Below are 21,270 nucleotides of genomic sequence, written 5' to 3'. Positions count from 1 at the left end.
CTAGCGGTCCTCGGCAGCGTCCTCCTCGGCCCACTTCCGGCTGTTCTCGCGCAGCCGCTCCAGAGCATGCGCCGCCTCCTCGCGTGAGGAGAAAGGTCCGACCCGGTCGACGGAGGGGGATACGAAGCCCTGCTCCACCGTGCCGGCCGTGAGGTTGTACCACCAGGAATTCGCGTCGCCGTCAGCCATGCGCGCGATCCTACGCTGGACCCCGCTTCGGGCCGAACCACTCGCCCTTCGCTAGCATGGCGACTATGACTGCTGCGGCGACCGCCATCGGGATCGACATCGGGGGAACGGGCATTAAGGGGGCTTCGGTCGACCTGGCCGCGGGCACACTGCTCAGCGACAGGATGAAGCTCGCCACCCCCGACGGCGGAAAGCCGAAGGACATCGTCGCCACCGTTCAGCAGATCCTCGAGCACATTCCGGACCTCCCCTCGGACACCCCGGTCGGCATCTGCTTCCCGGCCGTCGTCGTCCACGGCCGCACGATGTCGGCGGCCAACGTCTCGGACGAATGGATCGGCCTCGAGGCCGAGAAGCTGTTCGAAGACGCGCTCAACCGGAACATCTTCTTCGTCAACGACGCCGACGCGGCGGGCTACGCCGAATCCCGCTTCGGAGCGGCGAAGGACACCAAGGGCCTGGTCATCATGACCACCCTCGGCACGGGAATCGGCACGGCGCAGATCCACGACGGGACCCTCATCCCCAACGCAGAGCTCGGCCACCTCGAGATCCACGGCGGAGACTACGAGAAGAAGGCGTCATTCGCCGCCAAGGAGCGCGACGACCTCGACTACAAGCACTGGGCGAAGCGACTCCAGCGCTACTACTCCCACCTCGAGGCGCTCCTCTGGCCCGACCTCTTCATCGTCGGCGGCGGCATCTCCAAACACCACGAGGAATTCCTGCCGCTACTCGATCTGCGCACGCCGATCATCCCCGCCGCGCTACGCAACAACGCCGGCATACTCGGCGCGGCAGCCCTCGCGGGCTGAGTTGTTGTCCGCGGCGGTCCCCGCCCGCCGCGGCGCGGTTGGCGTGCCAGGGTGGTGCGTTTCGTAGAGCGGGTCGCGGTCGGCTACGGGCGGCGGCCGCTGATGGTGGGGCTGCGACGCGCGGGGGACGTGCTGGTCGGAGTACCCGGCGGCGTTTCGAGACCGCCGTACGCGGAAGGCGGCACGGGCATGAGATGCCCCGCCGGGGCGGGGCATCTCATGGCGAAGGGGTCGGCTGATACGCCGGGTTCTGTTCACGCCGCGCCTCTCGGCGGGCGCTGGACGGCCATCTCTCTCGGAGCCACGTTGCCGTGACCCTCCAGCGGTCTACCCGAGGACCCGACGAGCAGCCGCATCGTCCTCTGTCTGACCTTGCTCCGGGCGAGGTTTACCGAGCGGACCGGATCACTCCGGCCCCTGGTGGTCTCTTACACCACCGTTTCACCCTTACCGCCGACCGAAGCCTGCGGCGGTCTGTTCTCTGTGGCACTGTCTCGCGGGTCGCCCCGGGTGGGTGTTACCCACCGCCCTGCTCTGCGGAGCCCGGACGTTCCTCGGCACCGGGCTCTCGCCGCGGTGACGCGACCGTCTTGCCGACCCGTTCGCCCGTCCAGTGTACGGCTCAGGCGAGCGTCGACTCTTCGCCGCGCACCAGGATGCAGCCGCTATCGGGGCAGAGGACAACCTCGTCCGGTGCAGAAGCGCGGATCCAGGACAGATCCGACTCGGTGAGCGCGACTCCGCTGCCCTCGGACACCTTGCCGCGCAGCAGTGCCGCTCCGACGCCATAGCGGGCGCGCTGCTTGTCGTAGAGCTCGACGAGATCCTCTGGGAGCGTCGTGACGAGATCGGCGCGGTCGCGGGCCAGCGCCTCCTGCTTGTCGCGGAGCTTCTCGGCCTGCGCGTCGCGCTCCTCGGCGAGAGTGGTGAGCGAGGCGATGACCTCGTCGCGCTCGGCTCGAGCGGCGGCGACCTCGGCTTCGATGCCCTCGATGCGCTCCATCAGCGTCAGCTCGATGTCCTCCAGGTCGCCCCGGCGTTTCACCAAGGAGGAGATCTCGCTCTCGAGCGCGGCGATGTCCTTCGCGGCAGATGCGGTCTGCAGGCGGTCCCGGTCGCGCGTGAGGCGCTTCTCGACGACGCTGACGTCAGACTCGATGCGGCCGAGTTCGGTGCGCACGTCTTCGAGGCGCCCGGTGCGCTCGGCGAGGCCGCGACGGGTCTCGTTGTCACGGGCCTGCATCGCCTGGATCCGCGCGATCTGCGGAAGCGTCGCGAGCGCGTGGCGCAGCTGTGCTCCCCTCGTGTCCAGACTCGCCAGAGTCAGGAGTTCGCGCTGGTGTGCGGGGCTGGCTTTCACGTGGCGGTCCTCGTTCCCGGCACGCAGGGTGGGCGCGCCGCGTCCATTCTCCCGTGCCCGCGGCAGCTCAGTGCACGATCGCGAAATCCCACGGGTCGGTACGGGTCTCGCTCACCTCGACGGTCACCGTGGGGAGGGCCTCGCGCAGAGCGGCCGCGGCGACGTCGAGCCACAGCCACTCACTCGCCCAGTGCGAGACGTCGATGAGCGCGGGGCCTGTCCCGTGCAGAGCCTTCTCACGGGCCTCCGAGGCCGGGTGGTGCCGGAGGTCGGCGGTGATGAAGACGTCGCTCGTGCGGACCGCGGGGGCGTCCAGGAGCGAGTCCCCCGCTCCTGCGCAGAGCGAGACGCGGCGCACCGGGCTCTCGTAGCCGCCCGCGACCCGCACTCCCCCGGCCGTGGCGGGCAGGAGGTCGGCGACCGCCGCGGCGAGACGGCCGAGGGTGACCTCCTCCGGCAGGTCGCCGACACGCCCCAGCCCGACGGAGGGGTCGGAGCCGGGGACCAGCGGTGTGGCGCCGGTCAGGCCGAGCCGCGTCGCGATGACATCCGAGACGCCGTCGGTCACGATGTCGGCGTTCGTGTGGGCCGACACGAGGGCGCAGCCGCTGCGGATCAGCTCGGCGAGCAGGCGCCCCTTGTAGCCGTCCTCCGCAATCGAGGTGACTCCGCGCAACAGCAGCGGGTGGTGCGCGATCAGCAGCTGGAAGCCGCCGTCGACCGCTTCGGCGACGGTGTCCGAGACGACATCGACGGTCAGCAGAATGCGTTCGACGGAGGCGGCGGGGTCACCCGTCACCAGTCCGGGAGCGTCCCAGCTCTCGGCAGCCGCCTCGGGCCAGAGACGATCGATGACGGCGTGGACGTCGCGCAGAGTGGGCATGTGTCCAGGGTAGGGGCGCCCAGCGCGGTGCTCGGTCTCGACGGCGTGAAGGGCGTCACCCGCACGGCCCGCTTGAAGGTGGCGAGGATGCCGCCTGGCCGATCCGCCGGGTCGGCGCGTTATCGAGCGCCACGGGCGCGTGGTCGGTGGTCCGTGATTGCCTGGCGGCATGAACGAGACACTGCCCTGGGCCGTAACGGCCGTGCTGACCCTGACCCTCGTGATCACGATTCTGCTCGGACGAAGGCGGCGTGCGGCGGCGGCGGTCGACGCGCGCAGAGCCGCGGAGGAGAACGAGCGCTCCTCCGCGCAGCTCCAGCAGGGCCACCGGGATCATCTCGACGCTGTGTCCCGCACGCACGAGGCGGAGCTCGAGGAGAGGCAGGTCGAGCTCCAGACGGTGCGTGAGGAGGCCGAGCAGAGTCGGAGAGCACTCGCGAAGACCTGGAAGGGAGAGGCCGTCTCGCACCGGTTGATCCGCGAGGCCTGCCTCGCGGCGGGTTTGTCCGGCCTGCTCGCTACGAATGTCGTCTTCGTGCCGGCTGATGCCCGAACGACGCGGCGCTTCCTCGCCCAGATCGATCACCTCCTGCTGACCCGGCACGGAGCGATCATCATCGAGGCCAAGTACTGGCAGGGGGTGGTCTTCGACGGCGTTCGGCCCGGTACTGTGCACCCGTCCTACGGCGTGCTCATGGACGAGGACGCGCTGCCCGATGCGTTCGCCGTCCAGATCGCTCCGGACACCGCGGCGCAGTGGACGGTCAGGACGCACCTCGAGCACCGGGTCCCCGCCCTGCACGTCCGGACACAGGCTGCCCGCTTGAAGGACCACCTCGCCGAGCAGGGACTGCCGACTCCGTGGTTCGATACCGCGGTCCTCTACAGCCACCCGGACGTCACGACCTACGCTCCCGCATGGCAGGGCGCCGGCTCGGTGCGGACCCGAATCGTCACCGGCGCGGAGGAGCTGACGGATGCACTGGCCGACCTCGCGCGGCGTCCCCACACCACCATCGCGGAGGACGCCTGGGGGGAACTCTCAACGTTCCTGACCGGCTGCGGTGCCCACGTGGAGCCGGTGGGACCGCGGGCGGCCTAACGGCGCAGCATGACGAGCCTGCCCGACGAGGTGACCTGACGGGGTGACCTGACGGGGAAGGATCCGAACGGAGCCCAACCGAGCGGGTCGCCCCGGATACGACGAAGGTCCGCACTCCCGGAGGAGTGCGGACCTGTTCGGTGGATCCGAGGGGATTCGAACCCCTGACCCCCTGCATGCCATGCAGGTGCGCTACCAGCTGCGCCACGGACCCGTACGCCGTACGATTTTTACTCGATCGCTGATCGTGATCGACCGTTTCTCTTGCCTTTTCCGCCCGGCGGAAGCAACTCGAATAAATTACAACATGAACGGCGCGAAGGGAAATCGACCGCTGTCGCCGGGCGTGTTCGTCAGGTCGAGGGCGTCGTCGCCTCGACGGCGGCCGTCCGGTCGATCGTGAACGGCACCGTCGGGCAGTCCTTCCACAGGCGCTCCAGCGAGTAGTACATCCGGTCCTCTTCGTGGAAGACGTGCACGACCAGGTCTCCGAAGTCGAGCAGGATCCAGCGCCCCTCCGCACGGCCCTCGCGACGCAGGAGCTTGGCACCGGACTCGTTCAGGCGATCCTCCACCTCGTTCGCAATGGCGACCACGTTTCGCTCGGAGCGGCCGGTGGCGAGGAGGAAGATGTCGACGAGCGGCAGCGGTCCCGAGACATCGAGGGCGACGAGGTCCTCTCCGCCCTTGGAGTCGGCGGCGGTGGCCGCGAGCTGGAGCAGGGCGCGGGCGGAGTCGGTAGCAGTCATGAAGCCTTCAGTGTTGGTGGTGGAGGTCAGAAGATGTTGAGCACGAAGCCACCGATGAACAGCGCGATCGAGGCGACCAGGAGGACGGCGGCGGTGATCGCGAGAACGACCGGGACGCTGATGCCGGCGCGTTTCTGCGGCGCGATCATGGAGGTTCCCGCGGCGTGAGTCGACACGGCGCTGGAGGCACGGACCGGCTCGGACTCGCCAGCGGGCTGCTCGCGGTCGATGCGGTCGACGTAGCGGTCGACGTCGGGCGAGTCGTAGAGGTTCGGGTGCTGCCCCGTGGAGCCGAGGCTTCGCGGGAGGTCGAACGATCCGGTGACGAGGATCTCGCCCGAGTCGGTTCCGATGGAGGTGGCGGGGCCGGTGGTCGGCAGGATCAGCGCGTTGGTCGTCGTGACGGCGCCGGTGGCGGCGACTCCGCTCGCAATGAGGGAGTCGAACGAGGCGTCCACCTCCTCCTTCGACTTGCTGTCCAACTCCTCGGTGATGGCGAGGTGCTCGATCGGCGGTTCGAAGCTGCCGGTGATCTCGGTCGCCTTCTCGTCGACGATGTCGAGCGAGCCGCCGACCGAGGCGAACAGGGCGGTGTTGAGATGCGGCTGCTCGGGCTCAGGCGCGGGTTCATCCACGGTCTGACCCGCAGGCTCCGGCTCCTCCGCAGGCGCCGGCCCGTCCTGCTCCTCCGGCGTGTCGGACGAGGACGACGCACCGGCCGGCTCCTCGAGCCCGCTGGTCGCCGTCGGCTCCTCGGGCGCGGGGTCATCGGACTCGGTCGAAGGAGGCGCGGCATCGTCGGACGCCTCCGACTCCTCGAGCGGCGCAGCCGTCTCGGCGGCCTCGGGCACGCCCCCCTCGGTGGCGGCGTCCTCGATCTCGGGGACCGGCTCGGCGTCGCGCGACTCGTCGGCGGCCTCGACCACGGCCACTGCGCCCGTCGGCGGAAGCGCCGACGCGCGCTCGAGCGCGTCCTCGACCTCGCTGGACCGCTCCCGACCGGCGAGAGCCGACGGCTCGGCCTCCGGCGTCGCCGCAACCTTCGCGGCCTGCTGCTGCGCCAGCAGGGCGCGCAGCTCGCGACGGGTCAGCGGCCGGCCGGTCGCGTTCTCGGTGGCGACGATCTCCGTCGAGGAGGTGCGCAGGTCGGGTTCGCTCGCGGGGCCCGGGTCGACGGGTGTGATCCTCAGGGCCTGAGTCGGAGTGAGCACCGGCATGTCGCCGGCGGTGGTGACGGAGGCCGTGGCAGCTCGACGAGAGGTCGTCGCAGCGACGGCAGCAGGGGCCGCGCCGGCCTCGCGCCTCTCGCGCTCGCGGATCTCGCGCCGGGTGAGCGGCTTCTCCTCGGGCTGAACTGTCATGACGTACTCCGATACAGGTGGTGCTTCGAGATGTACTGGACGACACCGTCGGGAACCAGGTACCAGACCGGATGACCCCGGTTCACGCGGCTCCGACAGTCCGTCGAGGAAATCGCTAGTGCCGGAATCTCCAACAAGGATACGTCCTGGGCCGGCAATCCCGAAACGTTGAGGACGTGCCCCGGTCGGCTGACGGCGACGAAGTGAGCCAGCTCCCACAGCTCGTCGTAATCCTTCCAGCTGAGGATCTGCGCGACCGCGTCCGCGCCGGTGATGAAGAAGAGCTCGGCGTCCGGATGCGCGGTGTGGATATCGCGCAGGGTATCGATCGTATAGGTCGTCCCGACCCGATCGACGTCGACGCGGCTGACCGTGAAGCTCGGGTTCGATGCGGTGGCGATGACCGTCATCAGGTAGCGGTGCTCGGCCGAGGTGACTGTCTTTTTGTGCCACGGCTGACCGGTGGGGACGAAGACGACCTCGTCCAAGTCGAACGACTGGGCCACCTCGGACGCGGCGACCAGGTGGCCGTGGTGGATCGGGTCGAAGGTGCCGCCCATCACGCCGATACGGGGACGCCGCGGGCCTCCGCTCGCGGCGGACGTCACGATCGCTGGGCTCCCCGCCTAGTGACCGTGACCGTGCTGGTCGTTCGAGCCCGCACCCGTCTTGTGCGAGTGGCGGTTTGCGACATCGCGGTAGCTCCAGGTGACGAAGCCGAGCGCCGTAAAGGCGACGGCGGCGATCAGCCCGAAGACGATCGGGGGGAACGGCAGCTCCGCATGGGCCGCTGCTTCGGCGAGGACGGTCGTCGCGAGGGACATGCAGTGCTCCTTGGAGGTCGTGGTCGCCCCGGCGGGGCTTCGTCGAGTCTACCCGGACGCCGCGGGGCGCCGAATCGTCCGCGTCGGTCAGGGGCGAACCTGACCGGAGCCGCGCAACAACCACTTTGTGCTGGTCAGCTCGGCCAGGCCCATCGGGCCCCGCGCGTGGAGCTTCTGGGTCGAGATGCCGACCTCGGCGCCGAAGCCGAACTCTCCGCCGTCGGTGAAGCGGGTCGACGCGTTGACCATCACGACGGCCGAGTCGACCTCAGCGAGGAAGCGCTCGGCGCTGCGGAGGTCTTCGGTCACGATCGACTCGGTGTGGTGCGTCGAGTAGCGGTCGATGTGGGCCATCGCCGCATCGAGGTCGTCGACCACAGCGACCGCGAGGTCGAGCGAATAGTACTCGGCCGACCAGTCCTCCTCGGTGGCCGGAACGGCATCCGGCCAGAGAGCCACGACGCGCTCGTCCCCGTGCACAGTCACGCCCGCCTCAGCGAGGCGTCCGAGCACCGGCGGCAGCAGGCGCTCCGCCGCGTCCTGGTGCACGAGGAGGGTCTCGAGGGCATTGCAGGTGCTCGGGCGCTGGACCTTCGCGTTGTGCACGATGTCGAGGGCCCACTGCTCGTCGGCGCTGGCATCGAGGAAGACGTGGACCACTCCGGCGCCCGTCTCGATCACGGGGACCGTCGACTCCGTCACCACGGATTCGATCAGCCCCGCGCTCCCCCTCGGCACCAGCACGTCGACAAAGCCCCGCGCGCGCATCAGCGCCTTCGCGCCTTCACGGCCGTGGTCATCGACGCTCTGGATCAGCTCGGCCGGAAGCCCTACCGAGGCGACCGCCTCCTGAAGCAGCTCGACCAGGACGCGGTTCGTGTTCTCGGCGGCGGTGCCCCCGCGTAGGACAACGGCGTTGCCGCTCTTGAGCGCGAGCGCGGCGATGTCGATGGTGACGTTGGGCCGGGCCTCGTAGATCGCTCCGACCACTCCGAAGGGCACGCGCACCTGCGTCAGCGAGGCTCCGTTGGGCAGGTTCGCTCCCCGCACCGTCTGCCCGACCGGATCGGTGAGCCCGGCGACCGCGACGACGGCGTCGGCGAGAGAGCCCAGGCGCGCGGCGTCGAGGCGGAGGCGGTCCTGCAGTCCCGCGCTCATCCCGCTCTCCCGACCGCGCTGGAGGTCGAGCTCGTTCGCCGGCACGACTCGTTCGGCGCTGGCGCGCAGCGCGTCGGCCAGAGCAAGCAGCGCCCGGTTCTTGAGGTCGGTCGTCGCGCTGCGGAGGGAGCGCGATGCTGCACGGGAGGCGGCGAACCGCTCGGTCAGCGCACTGCTGGCGGGGGTCGTCTGCGGCATCCGGCCAGTGTAGGCGCAGACGACCCCGAGGGCAGGGTCAGCTCTGCTCGTTGTGCTCCGTGCCGTCGTCCTCATCGGCGACGCGCCAGACGCCGCCCTGCCGCTCGCGTTCGAGTTCGGCCCGGGCCTGGGCCTTGGCGTCCATCCGCTCGAAGTAGTCCTCGCGGCGCTCGTTGCGGGTCTTGCGCCGGTTCTCGTCCAGGCGGACATCGGTGCCACGGGGCGCTGTGATGAGCTCGGCCGTCGAGGTGAGGGTGGGCTCCCAGTCGAAGACGACGCCGTCGCCTGGGCCGATGACGACCGTGGAGCCGGCGACCGCACCCGCCGTGAACAGGCCGTTCTCGACTCCGAGCTTGGCCAGACGGTCGGCGAGGAAGCCGACCGCCTCGTCGTTCGTGAAGTCGGTCTGGGCGACCCAGCGCACGGGCTTCGTGCCGAGCACGCGGTAGACGTTGCCGTACGAGCCGCCCTCGACCTTGATCTCGAAGTCTTTCTCGTCCACGGCGCGGGGTCGGATCGTGATCCGCTCGGCCCGCGGCACGGCGGCAAGCTCCAGGCGGTGCTTCTCGACGATCTCAGCGAGGGCGAAGGTGAGCTGACGGAGCCCGGAGTGGCTGACCGCCGAGATCTCGAACACGCGGTAGCCGCGGCTCTCGAGGTCGGCCCGGACGAAGTCGGCCAGTTCGTGGGCCTCGGGAACGTCGACCTTGTTGAGGGCGATCAACTGCGGGCGCTCGATCAGGGGAATCTGTCCGTCGCCGACGGGGTACGCCGCGAGCTCGCCCAGGATGATGTCGAGGTCCGTCAGCGGGTCGCGGCCGGGCTCGAGCGTGGCGCAGTCGAGCACGTGGACGAGCGCGGTGCAGCGCTCGACGTGGCGCAGGAACTCCAGGCCTAGGCCCTTGCCCTCGCTCGCACCCTCGATCAATCCGGGGACGTCCGCGACGGTGAATCGCGACTCCCCCGCCTGAACCACGCCGAGATTCGGGGCGAGGGTAGTGAAGGGGTAGTCGGCGATCTTGGGCTTGGCCGCCGAGATGGCCGCGACCAGGCTCGACTTGCCCGCCGACGGGAATCCGACCAGCGCCACATCGGCGACGGTCTTCAGCTCAAGGACGACATCGCCCTCCCAACCCGGCGTTCCCAGCAGCGCGAAGCCGGGGGCCTTGCGCTTGGTGGTCGCCAGCGACGCGTTGCCGAGCCCGCCCTGCCCGCCCGGAGCGATGACGAACCGCAGGCCCGGCTCGTCCATGTCGATCAGCTCGTCGCCGGCGGACGACTTCACGACTGTGCCGACCGGGACGGGCAGTTCCAGGAGCTCGCCGTTGCCCCCTGCGCGGTGGTCGCCCATGCCGGGGCCGCCGTTGTCGGAGCTGCGGTGCGGATGGCGGTGGTAGGCGAGCAGTGTCGTCGTCTGCGGGTCGGCGACGAGGACGATGTCGCCGCCGTGACCGCCGTTGCCGCCGTCGGGCCCGGCGAGCGGTTTGAACTTCTCGCGGCGGACGGAGACGCAGCCATTGCCGCCGTGGCCGGCACGCAGATGCAGCGTGACGTTGTCGACGAAGGTGACCATGATGTGAATCCGTCCGTGAGTGCGAGGGGCGCCGAGATGCCGACGCCGAGGGGCTGCGCCCCGAGAAACGCGCAAGGGGCGAGCCGAAGCCCGCCCCTTGCGTCCTGTGCCTGTGCGGCCGAGGAGGTCGACCCTACTGGGCGGCCGCCACGATGTTGACGACCTTGCGGCCACCCTTGCTGCCGAACTCGACAGCACCCGCCGAGAGGGCGAACAGAGTGTCGTCGCCACCGCGTCCGACATTCGCGCCGGGGTGGAAGTGCGTGCCGCGCTGGCGGACGATGATCTCGCCCGCGTTCACGACCTGGCCGCCGAAGCGCTTGACGCCGAGACGCTGCGCGTTCGAGTCGCGACCGTTGCGAGTGGAACTCGCGCCCTTCTTGTGTGCCATTTCTCATCTCCTCGAGACCGGGGGCCGCAGCCCCGTGCTGATCCCCCGCTGAGCGATGGCTCGCCCGGCAGGTCAGCTCAATTCTTGTGCAGGACTACTTGATGCCGGTGACCTTGACGCGCGTGAGGTCCTGACGGTGCCCCTGGCGCTTCTTGTAACCGGTCTTGTTCTTGAACTTCTGGATGATGATCTTCGGACCGCGGAGGTCCTCGAGCACCTCGGCGGTGACGGTGACGCCCGCGAGGGTCGCCGCGTCCGAGGTGATCGACTCGCCGTCGACGAGCAGCACGGCAGGAAGCTGCACGGTGCCGTTCTTGTCGGCCTTGACCCGGTCCATCGTCACGATGGTGCCGACCTCGACCTTCTCCTGCCGACCGCCGGCGCGCACAACTGCGTAAACCACTTCTCGTACCTGTTTCTCATCTGGACGGAGCGGAGGCCTCGTCCGGGGCTTGTAGGGACGGGGCTGAGCCCCGGTCTTCCGGTTCGTACCCGTCTCCTCACGACACGAGGGAACCGGCACCGCGGCCCGCGCCCCGCGAGGGGCCGAGCGACAACGGAAATCTGCGTGAGCACATGGAGCGCGCCACACCAACGGTCAAGAGTACGGGATCCGTGCTCCACGGTCAAACGCGCACAGCCCTGGAGCCGCGTCCGCCCGACCGGCGACCCCGTCACGATAGTCGAGCGCGACACGGATGAACGGACGGCGCGCCGCCTACGATGGGGGAATGGCCATCCTCGTGGATACCGCGCGCTGGCCGGCCCACGGTCGGCTTTGGGCGCACCTGGTCAGCGACGCCTCCCTGGAGGAGCTGCACGACTTCGCGCGCCGCCTCGGCGTGTCCGAGCGCGGCTTCGATCTGGATCACTACGACGTGCCCGAGGAGCGGATCGACGAGTTCGTCGCCGCCGGAGCGGTGACGGTCAGCGCGCGGGAGCTGGTCGAGCGGCTGCGCGAGAGCGGGCTCCGCGTCCGTGGGCGCGACCGGGACGCCGAAAGGGCCCGGCGTCGGCTGTCGCCGACTACCGAGCCCTCCTGATGCCACGTCGCGCTACTGGTCGGCGCGGCGCGGGGTCTGCTCGGGGATGACCGCGACTCCGGTGAGGGCCGCCGTGGTGACGCGTCGGCTCCTGGCGCGGCCCTGACCGGGCTGCTTCGGGGCAGGCAGCGCATCGAGTACGGAGTCGAGCAGGTGCTCGGCCACCTCGCTGCGGACCCGGCGCGGGGGCGTGAGCGGAGCGATCGGGATATCGAGGATCGGCGCGGCAGCGGCCGGCGCGGCCTCCTCCTCGACGGGGACCTCGATCGGCGCCTCGGGCGCCTCGGCGACCTCCGGGCGCGGCTCGCGATCGCGGCTGCGACGGCGGCGCTCACCCCGGGCGGGACGCTCGCCGCGACGACTGGACTCGGTCGGCTGCTCCTGCGCGATCTCGGTGATCTCCTCGGGTGCCTCCGCCGCGACCGCGTCCGTGGCGTCCTCGACAAGTGTCGCGGCCACCTCCGCCGCCTGGCGCACGGCCTGGGGCTGGATGGTGCTCGCGGCGATCTGCGCGAGCGCGTTCTTCGCGTCGTCGGTGATGGCGTGGGTGCTCACAGCCTTGGTCGCCGAGGCGCCCTGGCCGTTCTGCGCGCCGTTCGAGCGGCCCGAGGCGGCGGGCTGCTGCTCGCCACCCTTGCCGCGGCGGCGCTGCTCCTGCTGCGGAGCGGCGGTGGAGCGGTGCTTGAAGACCGGGTCGTGATGGACGATGACGCCCCGTCCGGCACAGACCTCGCAGTTCTCGCTGAAGGTCTCGAGCAGGCCCAGGCCCAACTTCTTGCGGGTCATCTGCACAAGGCCGAGCGAGGTGACCTCGGCCACCTGGTGCTTGGTGCGGTCGCGGCTGAGGCACTCGACCAGACGGCGGAGCACGAGATCGCGGTTGGACTCGAGCACCATGTCGATGAAGTCGACGACGATGATGCCGCCGATGTCGCGCAGGCGCAGCTGACGGACGATCTCCTCGGCCGCCTCCAGGTTGTTCTTGGTGACGGTCTCCTCGAGGTTGCCGCCCGAGCCGACGAACTTGCCGGTGTTCACGTCCACCACCGTCATCGCCTCGGTGCGGTCGATCACGAGCGAGCCGCCGCTGGGCAACCAGACCTTGCGCTCCAGCGCCTTCTCGATCTGCTCGGTGATCCGGAACTCGTCGAACGCGTCCTTCTCGCCGGTATAGATCTCGACACGCTCGAGCAGGTCGGGGGCGACCTGGCTGAGGTAGAGCTCGATGATTTCGCGGGCGTCCTCGCCGGCGATCACCATCTTCTCGAAGTCCTCGTTGAAGACGTCGCGGACGATCTTGATCAGGAGGTCGGGCTCGCTGTGCAGGAGGGCGGGAGCCTGCCCGGTTGCGGCCTTTGTGCTGAGGGCGGTCCACTGCGCGGTCAAGCGCTCGACGTCGACGGTCAGCTGCTCCTCCGTGGCGCCCTCGGCGGCGGTGCGCACGATGACGCCCACGTTCTCGGGGAGCACCTCCTTCAGGATCTTCTTGAGGCGCGCGCGCTCCGTGTCGGGCAGCTTGCGCGAGATGCCGTTCATCGAGCCGTTGGGCACGTAGACGAGGTAGCGGCCGGGGAGGGAGATCTGGCTCGTGAGCCGGGCGCCCTTGTGGCCGACGGGGTCCTTCGAGACCTGCACGAGGACGCGGTCGCCGGGCTTGAGCGCCAGCTCGATGCGACGCGGGCCACCGGCGTTGTTCGCGGCGTCCCAGTCGACCTCGCCGGAGTAGAGCACGGCGTTGCGACCACGTCCGATGTCGACGAAGGCGGCCTCCATGCTGGGCAGGACATTCTGCACGCGACCGAGGTAGACGTTGCCGATCAGCGACGCCTCCTGCGAGCGGGCGACGTAGTGCTCGGCGAGCACACCGTCCTCCAGCACGCCGATGCGGATGCTGTCCTCCTTCGAGCGGACCACCATGACACGGTCCACGGCCTCGCGGCGGGCGAGGAACTCGGACTCGGTGACCACCGTGCGCCGGCGGCCGGCGTCGCGGCCATCGCGGCGGCGCTGCTTCTTCGCCTCGAGGCGAGTGGAGCCCTTGATCCGCTGAGGCTCGGTGATGAGTTCGGGCTCGCGCGTCTCGCGCTGCTCGCGCGGCTGGCGGACCCGGACCACGGTGTTCTCCGGGTCATTGGACCCCGAGCGCTCACTTTCGCCGCTGCGACGGCGCGAGCGGCGGCGAACGGAGCCCTGCTCCTCGGAGGGACGCTCGCGCTCCTCCTCAACGCCCAGCGGTGCACCGCGGGGCGGCAGCGGGGCCAGTTCGACGTAGTCGGGGAGGACCGGCGCCTGGAACAGGAGCGACGGACTCGGCAGGGCGGGACGTCGTGGCTCCTCCTGATCGGCCGCCGCGGTCTGAGCCGGGGCATCAGCGAACACCGCGCCCGTCGACGTTGACGGCTCGCCCGCCTGAACGGCGCTGCCGTCCTGGTCGGCACTCCCGGTCTCGGCGGCAACCCCGCCTCCGGCGTCGGGCTGGTCGGCACTTCCGGTGTCGGGCTGGTCGGCACTGCCCGATTCGGGCTGCCCGACGCCCGCGATCGCGGTCCGGTCGGTCTCGTTGCTGTCGATGATCGTCTCCCCTGTCACTGGCGCGCTCGACTCGGTCCGCCGGGTGGCCCGGCGGCCACCGAAGAGGCGGCTGATCTTCCTGGCCCCGCTGCGGGGCTCGTCGCGGTCCGGATCGGATCCGCTCGTACTGTTGTCTTCCACCATTCCTGGTGCACTCCTCGGCCGGGTCGTCCGCCGCGTCGTCTTCCCGGATGCTTCTCTCGTGCGAGGGGCCTCAGCCCGACGCGAATCCTTCCGCTCCCCCGGTCCCGTCGCTCTCGTGGCGCGTGACTCCGGTTGCAGCTGCACTCTCGGAACTGACTATCCGACACGCGCTCCCCCGCGGTGCGACCTGCGGTCGTCTCCCGGCGGAGCGGAGATCCGGCGCGTCCATTCGCGGAACGCTGGCGATCTCCTGTGGCCCGGTACTCGCCCGGTAAACCTTCTTCGCGTCGATGCGGGATCTCCCGGACCGACGGCTCCGATTATCGCACGCATTCCCAGAGGCGCTGGTCCGACGCGTGTCATAATCCCCCGGTGTCCAGCGATCTCGGGGTGCGCGACGCCCCCTCCCAGCAGCGCCCCGTCACCTTCGCCGTCCTGCTGATCGTCCTGGGCGTGATCGGCTGGACCGCCGCCTTCGCTCTCACCCTTGACAAGTTCGCGGCGCTCACGGACCCCGGTGCAAGCCTGGGCTGCGACTTCAGCCTGCTGGTGCAGTGCAGCGCGAACCTGACCTCGGCGCAGGGGGCGGTCTTCGGCTTCCCGAACCCGCTCATCGGCCTCGCAACGTGGATTGCGCCGATCGTGGTGGGCGCCGGTCTGCTTGCGGGCGCCCGGTTCGATCGCTGGTTCTGGGCGTTCTTCAACCTCGGGTTCCTGCTGGCCCTCGTGTTCGTCGGCTGGCTCGTCGCGACGAGCATCTTCGCGCTCGGGACGCTCTGCCCCTGGTGCATGCTCACCTGGGCGGTCGTCATCCCCGGCTTCTGGCTGGTGACGCTCCGGAATCTCCGCGAGGGCGTGTACCCGGTGCCGGCCGGAGTGCGCCGAGTCGCCGGCGCCGCCTACGGCTGGAGCGGGTTCATCACGCTGATCTGCTACCTGCTGATCGCGGTGATCGCGCAGGTGCGCCTCGACGTGCTCGCCTACCTCTGACGACTCCCGTCAGAGGCAGGCGGTCGATCGGATCGAGCACACCGCGGGTGGAGCACACCTGAGGTCAGGCGAACCAGAGGCCGAGCTCGCGCGTGGCCGACTCCTCGGAGTCGGAGCCGTGCACGAGGTTCTGCTGCACCTTCAGTCCCCAGTCGCGGCCGAGATCACCGCGGATGGTGCCGGGCGCAGCGGTGGTCGGGTCGGTGGTGCCGGCGAGAGCGCGGAACCCTTCGATGACGCGGTCACCGGCGATGCGGAGGGCGACGATCGGTCCGCTCTCCATGAACTCGACGAGGGGCTCGTAGAACGGCTTGCCCTCGTGCTCGGCGTAGTGCGCGGCGAGCAGCGCACGGTCTGCCTCGACGAGCTTCACGTCGACGAGGGAGTATCCCTTCGCCTCGATGCGGCGCAGGATCTCGCCAGTGAGGTTGCGGGCGACGCCGTCGGGCTTGACGAGGACGAGAGTCTCCTGGGTGGCCATGATTCAGCGGTCTCCTTCGGTGGGGTCGATGGGGTCGGTGGGCTCCGCCGCCCTCCCCGTCTCGATGTCGTGTCGGGTCTGAGCGTCTAGGCGGGTGCCGGTGACCATGCAGTAGGTCCACAGCGCCACGAACGCGGCGCCGATGACGTACATGATCGGGACCAGTAGGCCCGAGGCCACGATAACGAACTGCAGCAGCCAGCCGATGCGGAAGCCGACCGGGCGGTTCAGCAGACCCAGCGTCGCGACGAGAGCGAGGCAGACCACCGCTCCGCCGACCAGCACGACGACGGGATCGGCGGCCTTCAGCCCGAAGGCGACGAGCGTGGCGAGGAAGACGATGACCGCCTCGAAGCCGAGGATGATCGAGCCGAGGCTCTCGCGGACCGTCCGGGTGCGGCGGGGCCGACCGGCCCTCACGAGCCGAGCCAGTTCTCGTCGCGCGCGGCGGTGATTGTGCGACCGACGAGAGTGATCGAGCCGGTGACCAGGAGCGCGCCCTTCTCGGTGCGCGCCGCGAGGACGCGACCGGCGGTGAGCGCGCCCAACGGATCGTCCGCGACGCGGACCGCCTCCTCCGGGAACACCGTCCGGGCCAGGGCCGCGAGCTGGTCGGCGGGCATCGCGCGCCCACTCGGTGCGGTCGTCACGATCAGCTCGTCCACGACCGGTCGCAGCTCCCGGAGGATCCCCTCGGCGTCCTTCTCGGCGAGGACGCCGAGGACGGCGGTGACGCGGTCGAAGTCGAAGTAGCGGCCGAGCGCGGCGGCGAGCGATGCCGCGCCATGCGGATTGTGAGCGGCGTCCACGATCGTGCGCGGTGCGAGGCCGACGAGCTGAAGGCGGCCCGGAGAGGTCGCGGCGGCGAAGCCCTCGTCGAGGACGTCGCCGGTGAGTTCTTGTGTGCCGCCGCCGAGGAAGGTCTCGACGGCGGCGACGGCGACGGCCGCGTTCTCGGCCTGGTGGTCGCCGAAGATCGGCAGCAGGAGCTGCTCGTAGGTGCTGACCAGTCCGCGAACGGTGACGACCTGCCCGCCGACCGCGACGGTCGTCGAGTCGACGTCGAAATCCGCCCCCTCGACGACGATCGAGGATTCGGTGGCCTCGGCCGCCTGCCGCAGCACCGCCTCCGCCTCCGGGACCTGCTTCGCCGAGACCACGGACGCCAGCGGCTTCACGATGCCCGACTTCGTCCGTGCGATCTCCTCTATGCTCGAGCCGAGGCGCTCCATGTGGTCGAGGGCTATCGGCGTGAAGACGGCGACCTGCGCGTCGGCGACGGTCGTCGAATCCCACTCGCCGCCCATGCCCACCTCGACCACGGCGACGTCCACCGGGGTGTCGGCGAAGGCGGCGTAGGCCAGGACGGTGATCGCCTCGAAGAACGACAGCGGCGCCTCGCCCTGCTCGGCGAGCTCGGCATCGGTCATCCGCAGGTACGGCTCGACGTCCTGCCAGTTGTCGGCGAGCCGGCGGTCAGAGATCGGCTCGCCGTCGATCACGATCCGCTCGTTGAAGCGCTCGAGGTGCGGACTGGTGAACAGCCCCACCCGCAGCCCGTGGGCGCGCAGGAGGCTCTCGATCATCCGGCTGGTCGAGGTCTTGCCGTTGGTGCCCGCGATCTGGATGACCGGGTAGGCCCGTTGCGGGTCACCGAGGATCTCGACGGCGCGGCGGGTCGGCGCGAGGCGCGGCCGGATGCTCGCCTCGCCCAGGCGCTCGAGGAGCGCCGCGTAGACGGCGTCGGCGGCTGCGCGATCGCCGTCGTCGGTCTCGAGCGGATCAGACATCGGCGGCCTCGACCTTCTCGACGCGGATGATGGCGGTGCCGGCGGGGCCGAACGCGATCGCGCCCTCGCCGCCCTCCAGCGCCGTGGTGAGCGGAGTGAACGCGCAGCCGGTCGCGAGCGTCTCCTCCGCGATCCACAGCGCGTGCGGTTCGAGCGCCCGCAGGCTCGGCTCGTCGAGCACGACGTCCAACACGATCCGGTCGCTGACCTCGAGGCCGGCCGCCTTGCGGGCGTCCTGCACCGCGCGGATGAGGTCGCGCGCGAGCCCCTCCGCCTCGAGCTCGGGCGTGGTCGCGGTGTCGAGCAGCACGAAGCCGCCGCGCGGGAGCAGGGCGATGGCGCGATCATCGCCGGCCGAGCCGCCGACCTCGAGCGTGAGCTCGTACTCGCCCTGGACCAGCTCGACGCCACCGGCGGTGACGACGCCGTCCGTCTCGCTCCAATCGCCGGCCTTCGCGGCCCTGATCACGCTCTGCACGCCCTTGCCGAGGCGCGGACCGGCGGCGCGCGCATTCACCGCGAGCCGAGAGGTGACTCCGTAGTCGGCCGCGCTGGAGCCGACGAGCGGCACCAGCGACACCTCTTTCACGTTCAACTCGTCACGGAGGATTGCCTCGAAGGGCGCGAGCTCCTCGGCGTCCGCGATCACGACGCTCAGGCGCGCGAGCGGTAGGCGGACGCGGAGCCCGGCCTGCTTGCGCAGCGAGAGAGCGGTCGACGAGATCGCGCGCACCGCGTCCATCCCATGCACGAGCACCTCGTCGGCGGGGAACTCGTCCGCCTCCGGCCAGTCGGCCAGATGGACGCTACGGCCGCCGGTGAGGCCCTGCCAGATCTGCTCGCTCACGAGCGGGAGCAGTGGCGCGGCCACCCGGCACACGGTCTCGAGGACGGTGAAGAGGGTGTCGAATGCCGCGGACCCGTGTCCCTCCTCGTCGACTCCCCGCCAGAAGCGGTCGCGGGACCGCCGGACGTACCAGTTGGTGAGGACGTCCGCGAAGTCCCGCAGTGCGGCGGCCGCGAGCGTCGAGTCGAGGGCCTCGAGGTGGCCGGTGACGGTCGCGACGAGGTCGCGAGTCTTGGCCAGCAGGTAGCGGTCGAGCACGTCGTCGGAGTCGGTGCGCCTGGTCGCCTCGTAGCCGCCTCCCGCCGAGGCGTTGGCGTAGAGGGAGAAGAAGTACCAGGTGCTCCACAGCGGCAGGAGCACCTGGCGGACGCCCTCGCGGATGCCCTCCTCGGTGACGACGAGGTTGCCGCCGCGCAGCACCGGGCTCGACATCAGGAACCAGCGCATCGCGTCCGAACCGTCTCGGTCGAAGACCTCCGCCACGTCGGGGTAGTTGCGCAGCGATTTCGACATCTTCTGCCCGTCATTGCCCAGCACGATGCCGTGGCTCACCACGTTGCGGAACGCCGGTCGGTCGAAGAGCGCGGTGGAGAGCACGTGCAGCGTGTAGAACCAGCCGCGGGTCTGCCCGATGTACTCGACGATGAAGTCCGCCGGGTTGTGAGTGTCGAACCAGTCGGCGTTCTCGAACGGGTAGTGCACCTGGGCGAAGGGCATCGATCCGGAGTCGAACCAGACGTCGAGCACATCGCTGATGCGCCGCATCGTCGAGCGGCCGGTGGGGTCGTCGGGGTTCGGGCGGGTGAGGTCGTCGATGTACGGGCGGTGCAGGTCCTCTGGCCGCACGCCGAAGTCGCGCTCGAGCTCGTCGAGGGAGCCGTAGACGTCGATACGCGGGTACTCGGGGTCGTCGCTCTTCCAGACCGGGATCGGTGAGCCGAAGTAGCGATTGCGGCTGATCGACCAGTCGCGAGCCCCCGACAGCCACTTGCCGAATTGCCCGTCCTTGACGTTCTCGGGCACCCAGGTGATCTCCTGGTTGAGCTCTTCCATCCGGTCGCGAAGCGCGGTGACGCGCACGAACCAGCTCGAGACCGCCTTGTAGATCAGCGGGTTGCGGCAGCGCCAGCAATGCGGGTACGAGTGCTCATACCTCGCCTGGCGGAGCAGGCGGTGCTCGGCACGGAGCAGCTGCGTGAGCGGCTTGTTCGCGTCGAAGACCTGCAAGCCGGCGACCTCGCTGATCTGCGGCAGAAAGCGGCCGCCGTCGTCCACCGAGATGATGACGGGGATGCCCGCCGCCTCACAGACCTTCTGGTCCTCTTCGCCGTAGGCGGGCGCCTGGTGCACGATGCCGGTGCCCTCGCTGGTGGTCACGTAGTCGGCGACGAGGATGCGCCACGCGTTCTGCGTGCCCCAGGCCCGGGTGTCGGCGTAGTGGTCCCAGAGGCGGTCGTAGCTGATCCCCTCCAACTCCGCGCCGCGGTGCGTGCGCGAGACGGCGGCCAGGGCCGACTCCGCATCGGGATAGCCGAGGTCTTTCGCGTAGGCGCCGACCTGGTCGATGGCGAGGAGGTACTCGGCCGACAGCTCGCGCTCCTCCGGCTCACCCTTGCCGTCGGCAGCGCCGTTCGGGCCGGCGGGAACGACGGCGTACTCGATGTCCGGCCCCACGGCGAGCGCGAGGTTCGTCGGCAGTGTCCACGGCGTCGTCGTCCAGGCGAGCGCGCGGACCGCCGTCAGCTGCAGCGCCTCCGCCGTCTCGCCCACCAGCGGGAAGGTGACGGTGACCGTCTGGTCCTGGCGCATCGCGTAGACGTCGTCGTCCATCCGCAGCTCGTGGTTCGAGAGCGGAGTCTGGTCGCGCCAGCAGTACGGCAGCACGCGGTGGCCCTCGTAGGCGAGGCCCTTGTCGTACAGCTGCTTGAACGCCCAGATCACGGACTCCATGAAGGAGGGATCCAGCGTTTTGTAGTCGTCATCGAAGTCGACCCAGCGCGCCTGGCGGGTGACGTACTCCTGCCACTCCCCCGTGTAGCGCAGCACCGACTCCTTCGCGGCGGCGTTGAAGGCCGCGACGCCCATCTCCTCGATCTGCGACTTATCGGTGATGCCGAGCTGGCGCTCCGCCTCGAGCTCGGCGGGCAGTCCGTGCGTGTCCCAGCCGAAGCGGCGGTGCACCTGCTTCCCGCGCATCGTCTCGAAGCGGGGGAAGACGTCCTTGGCGTAGCCGGTGAGCAGGTGCCCGTAGTGCGGCAGGCCGTTGGCGAACGGGGGGCCGTCGTAGAACACCCATTCCGGTGCGCCCTCACGCTGGCGGATCGACTCCTGGAAGGTGTCGTCCGCCTTCCAGTAGGCCAGCACGCGCTCCTCGATCTCGGGGAAACGCGGCGACGGGGTCACCCCCCGTCCGAACGCGGAGTCCTCGGCGGGCTCGGCTCCGTGCGGGGTGGGCGGGGTCAGAGGGTAGGTCACGTGCGGTCTCCTGGCAGTGCTGCTGGTCTGCACGAGGACGGCCCGCCCGGATCTCAGACCCCGGGCCGGGTCGCGGTACCACCTCGCTTGGACCGGTCGGCCGGACCCTCCCGGAGGAGTGTCCACTGACGCGTTCCCACTCGATCGGCTGTTACGGGCCGCACCCGTCCGGGTCTACTGGGCACCGGCCGGAGCCGATGCCGTTCTTCCGGAGACTCACCGGTGATGGCCGGGTCGACGTCTTCCGCCGCTATCCTAGCGCGTCGGGGAAAGTGGAGCAGGAGCAGGTCATGGTGTCAGGAGTGCAGCGCGGACGGCCTCGCGCA

20 protein-coding genes, 1 tRNA gene and 1 other RNA gene are annotated in these 21,270 nt (G+C 70.0%); 4 read left to right on the top strand and 18 right to left on the bottom strand.

What is annotated here, in order from left to right:
- The gene (locus C5D07_RS10810) at window positions 1-189 is read right to left on the bottom strand and encodes an SPOR domain-containing protein (RefSeq protein WP_068253242.1); all 189 of its coding nucleotides are present in this window, start codon (window positions 187-189) and stop codon (window positions 1-3) included.
- Window positions 190-254: 65 nt separating this feature from the next.
- Between C5D07_RS10810 and ppgK the strand changes: the two genes are divergently transcribed.
- The gene (ppgK, locus tag C5D07_RS10805) at window positions 255-1,004 is read left to right on the top strand and encodes a polyphosphate--glucose phosphotransferase (RefSeq protein ID WP_068253244.1); all 750 of its coding nucleotides are present in this window, start codon (window positions 255-257) and stop codon (window positions 1,002-1,004) included.
- 223 nt (window positions 1,005-1,227) lie between these two features.
- Here the strand turns inward: ppgK and rnpB are convergent.
- The 3 genes from rnpB to C5D07_RS10790 all read right to left on the bottom strand — a co-directional run bounded on the left by rnpB (window position 1,228) and on the right by C5D07_RS10790 (window position 3,247).
- Window positions 1,228-1,605: RNase P RNA component class A (gene rnpB / locus C5D07_RS10800), an RNA gene on the bottom strand.
- A gap of 21 nt (window positions 1,606-1,626) precedes the next feature.
- Complete coding sequence (locus C5D07_RS10795; RefSeq protein WP_104259342.1) at window positions 1,627-2,364, bottom strand: zinc ribbon domain-containing protein; 738 nt, start codon at window positions 2,362-2,364, stop codon at window positions 1,627-1,629.
- A gap of 67 nt (window positions 2,365-2,431) precedes the next feature.
- Window positions 2,432-3,247, bottom strand: coding sequence for a Nif3-like dinuclear metal center hexameric protein (locus tag C5D07_RS10790; protein WP_104259341.1), 816 nt, complete (start codon window positions 3,245-3,247; stop codon window positions 2,432-2,434).
- A gap of 169 nt (window positions 3,248-3,416) precedes the next feature.
- Between C5D07_RS10790 and C5D07_RS10785 the strand changes: the two genes are divergently transcribed.
- Window positions 3,417-4,349, top strand: coding sequence for a nuclease-related domain-containing protein (locus tag C5D07_RS10785; RefSeq protein ID WP_104259340.1), 933 nt, complete (start codon window positions 3,417-3,419; stop codon window positions 4,347-4,349).
- A 141-nt stretch (window positions 4,350-4,490) separates the two neighbouring features.
- Here C5D07_RS10785 and C5D07_RS10780 read toward each other — a convergent pair.
- From C5D07_RS10780 to rplU, 9 genes are all read right to left on the bottom strand, one after another.
- Window positions 4,491-4,563, bottom strand: a tRNA-Ala gene (locus C5D07_RS10780).
- Window positions 4,564-4,702: 139 nt separating this feature from the next.
- Window positions 4,703-5,098, bottom strand: coding sequence for a ribosome silencing factor (gene rsfS, locus C5D07_RS10775; protein WP_068253252.1), 396 nt, complete (start codon window positions 5,096-5,098; stop codon window positions 4,703-4,705).
- 26 nt (window positions 5,099-5,124) lie between these two features.
- The gene (locus C5D07_RS10770; RefSeq protein ID WP_104259339.1) at window positions 5,125-6,459 is read right to left on the bottom strand and encodes a hypothetical protein; all 1,335 of its coding nucleotides are present in this window, start codon (window positions 6,457-6,459) and stop codon (window positions 5,125-5,127) included.
- Window positions 6,456-7,067 (bottom strand): nicotinate-nucleotide adenylyltransferase, encoded by a 612-nt coding sequence (nadD, locus tag C5D07_RS10765; RefSeq protein ID WP_084415875.1) that lies wholly within the window; start codon window positions 7,065-7,067, stop codon window positions 6,456-6,458. The genes C5D07_RS10770 and nadD overlap by 4 nt, the downstream gene beginning before the upstream one ends.
- Window positions 7,068-7,085: 18 nt before the next feature.
- A complete protein-coding gene (locus tag C5D07_RS10760) occupies window positions 7,086-7,283 on the bottom strand; it encodes a hypothetical protein (RefSeq protein WP_068253257.1) in 198 nt (65 codons plus the stop codon).
- Between the two features lie 87 nt (window positions 7,284-7,370).
- Window positions 7,371-8,639 carry a glutamate-5-semialdehyde dehydrogenase gene (locus C5D07_RS10755; RefSeq protein WP_104259338.1) on the bottom strand — a complete coding sequence of 423 codons (1,269 nt, stop codon included), beginning with the start codon at window positions 8,637-8,639 and terminating at the stop codon, window positions 7,371-7,373.
- Window positions 8,640-8,676: 37 nt separating this feature from the next.
- Window positions 8,677-10,212 carry a GTPase ObgE gene (gene obgE / locus C5D07_RS10750; protein WP_104259337.1) on the bottom strand — a complete coding sequence of 512 codons (1,536 nt, stop codon included), beginning with the start codon at window positions 10,210-10,212 and terminating at the stop codon, window positions 8,677-8,679.
- Window positions 10,213-10,345: 133 nt separating this feature from the next.
- Window positions 10,346-10,603, bottom strand: coding sequence for a 50S ribosomal protein L27 (gene rpmA, locus C5D07_RS10745; RefSeq protein ID WP_068209107.1), 258 nt, complete (start codon window positions 10,601-10,603; stop codon window positions 10,346-10,348).
- Window positions 10,604-10,697: 94 nt separating this feature from the next.
- Window positions 10,698-11,006, bottom strand: a complete 309-nt coding sequence (gene rplU, locus C5D07_RS10740; protein ID WP_068209104.1) for a 50S ribosomal protein L21 — start codon at window positions 11,004-11,006, stop codon at window positions 10,698-10,700.
- A 328-nt stretch (window positions 11,007-11,334) separates the two neighbouring features.
- Here rplU and C5D07_RS10735 point away from each other — a divergent pair, with 328 nt between their 5' ends.
- Window positions 11,335-11,646: a DUF4031 domain-containing protein gene (locus tag C5D07_RS10735; protein WP_068253264.1), complete on the top strand. Its 312-nt coding sequence runs from the start codon at window positions 11,335-11,337 to the stop codon at window positions 11,644-11,646.
- Between the two features lie 12 nt (window positions 11,647-11,658).
- Here the strand turns inward: C5D07_RS10735 and C5D07_RS10730 are convergent, their stop codons facing one another.
- Window positions 11,659-14,361 carry an Rne/Rng family ribonuclease gene (locus tag C5D07_RS10730; protein ID WP_104259336.1) on the bottom strand — a complete coding sequence of 901 codons (2,703 nt, stop codon included), beginning with the start codon at window positions 14,359-14,361 and terminating at the stop codon, window positions 11,659-11,661.
- Window positions 14,362-14,733: 372 nt separating this feature from the next.
- Here C5D07_RS10730 and C5D07_RS10725 point away from each other — a divergent pair, with 372 nt between their 5' ends.
- On the top strand, window positions 14,734-15,351 hold the full coding sequence (locus C5D07_RS10725) for a vitamin K epoxide reductase family protein (RefSeq protein ID WP_237358255.1): 618 nt from the start codon (window positions 14,734-14,736) through the stop codon (window positions 15,349-15,351).
- 64 nt (window positions 15,352-15,415) lie between these two features.
- Here C5D07_RS10725 and ndk read toward each other — a convergent pair whose 3' ends face one another.
- From ndk to ileS, 4 genes are read right to left on the bottom strand one after another with little or no spacing between them, the layout of a single operon-like run.
- Window positions 15,416-15,832: a nucleoside-diphosphate kinase gene (gene ndk, locus C5D07_RS10720; protein ID WP_104259335.1), complete on the bottom strand. Its 417-nt coding sequence runs from the start codon at window positions 15,830-15,832 to the stop codon at window positions 15,416-15,418.
- A 3-nt stretch (window positions 15,833-15,835) separates the two neighbouring features.
- On the bottom strand, window positions 15,836-16,252 hold the full coding sequence (locus tag C5D07_RS10715) for a DUF4233 domain-containing protein (RefSeq protein ID WP_237358256.1): 417 nt from the start codon (window positions 16,250-16,252) through the stop codon (window positions 15,836-15,838).
- Window positions 16,249-17,622 carry a bifunctional folylpolyglutamate synthase/dihydrofolate synthase gene (locus C5D07_RS10710; RefSeq protein WP_068253273.1) on the bottom strand — a complete coding sequence of 458 codons (1,374 nt, stop codon included), beginning with the start codon at window positions 17,620-17,622 and terminating at the stop codon, window positions 16,249-16,251. Before C5D07_RS10710 ends, C5D07_RS10715 begins: the two co-directional genes overlap by 4 nt.
- Window positions 17,615-20,944, bottom strand: coding sequence for an isoleucine--tRNA ligase (ileS, locus tag C5D07_RS10705; protein WP_373408348.1), 3,330 nt, complete (start codon window positions 20,942-20,944; stop codon window positions 17,615-17,617). The genes C5D07_RS10710 and ileS overlap by 8 nt, the downstream gene beginning before the upstream one ends.
- Between the last annotated feature and the right edge of the window lie 326 nt (window positions 20,945-21,270).

It is taken from the genome of Rathayibacter tritici, assembly GCF_002932875.1.
GTDB lineage: Bacteria > Actinomycetota > Actinomycetes > Actinomycetales > Microbacteriaceae > Rathayibacter > Rathayibacter tritici.
This window is presented reverse-complemented; position numbering and strand designations above follow the sequence as displayed.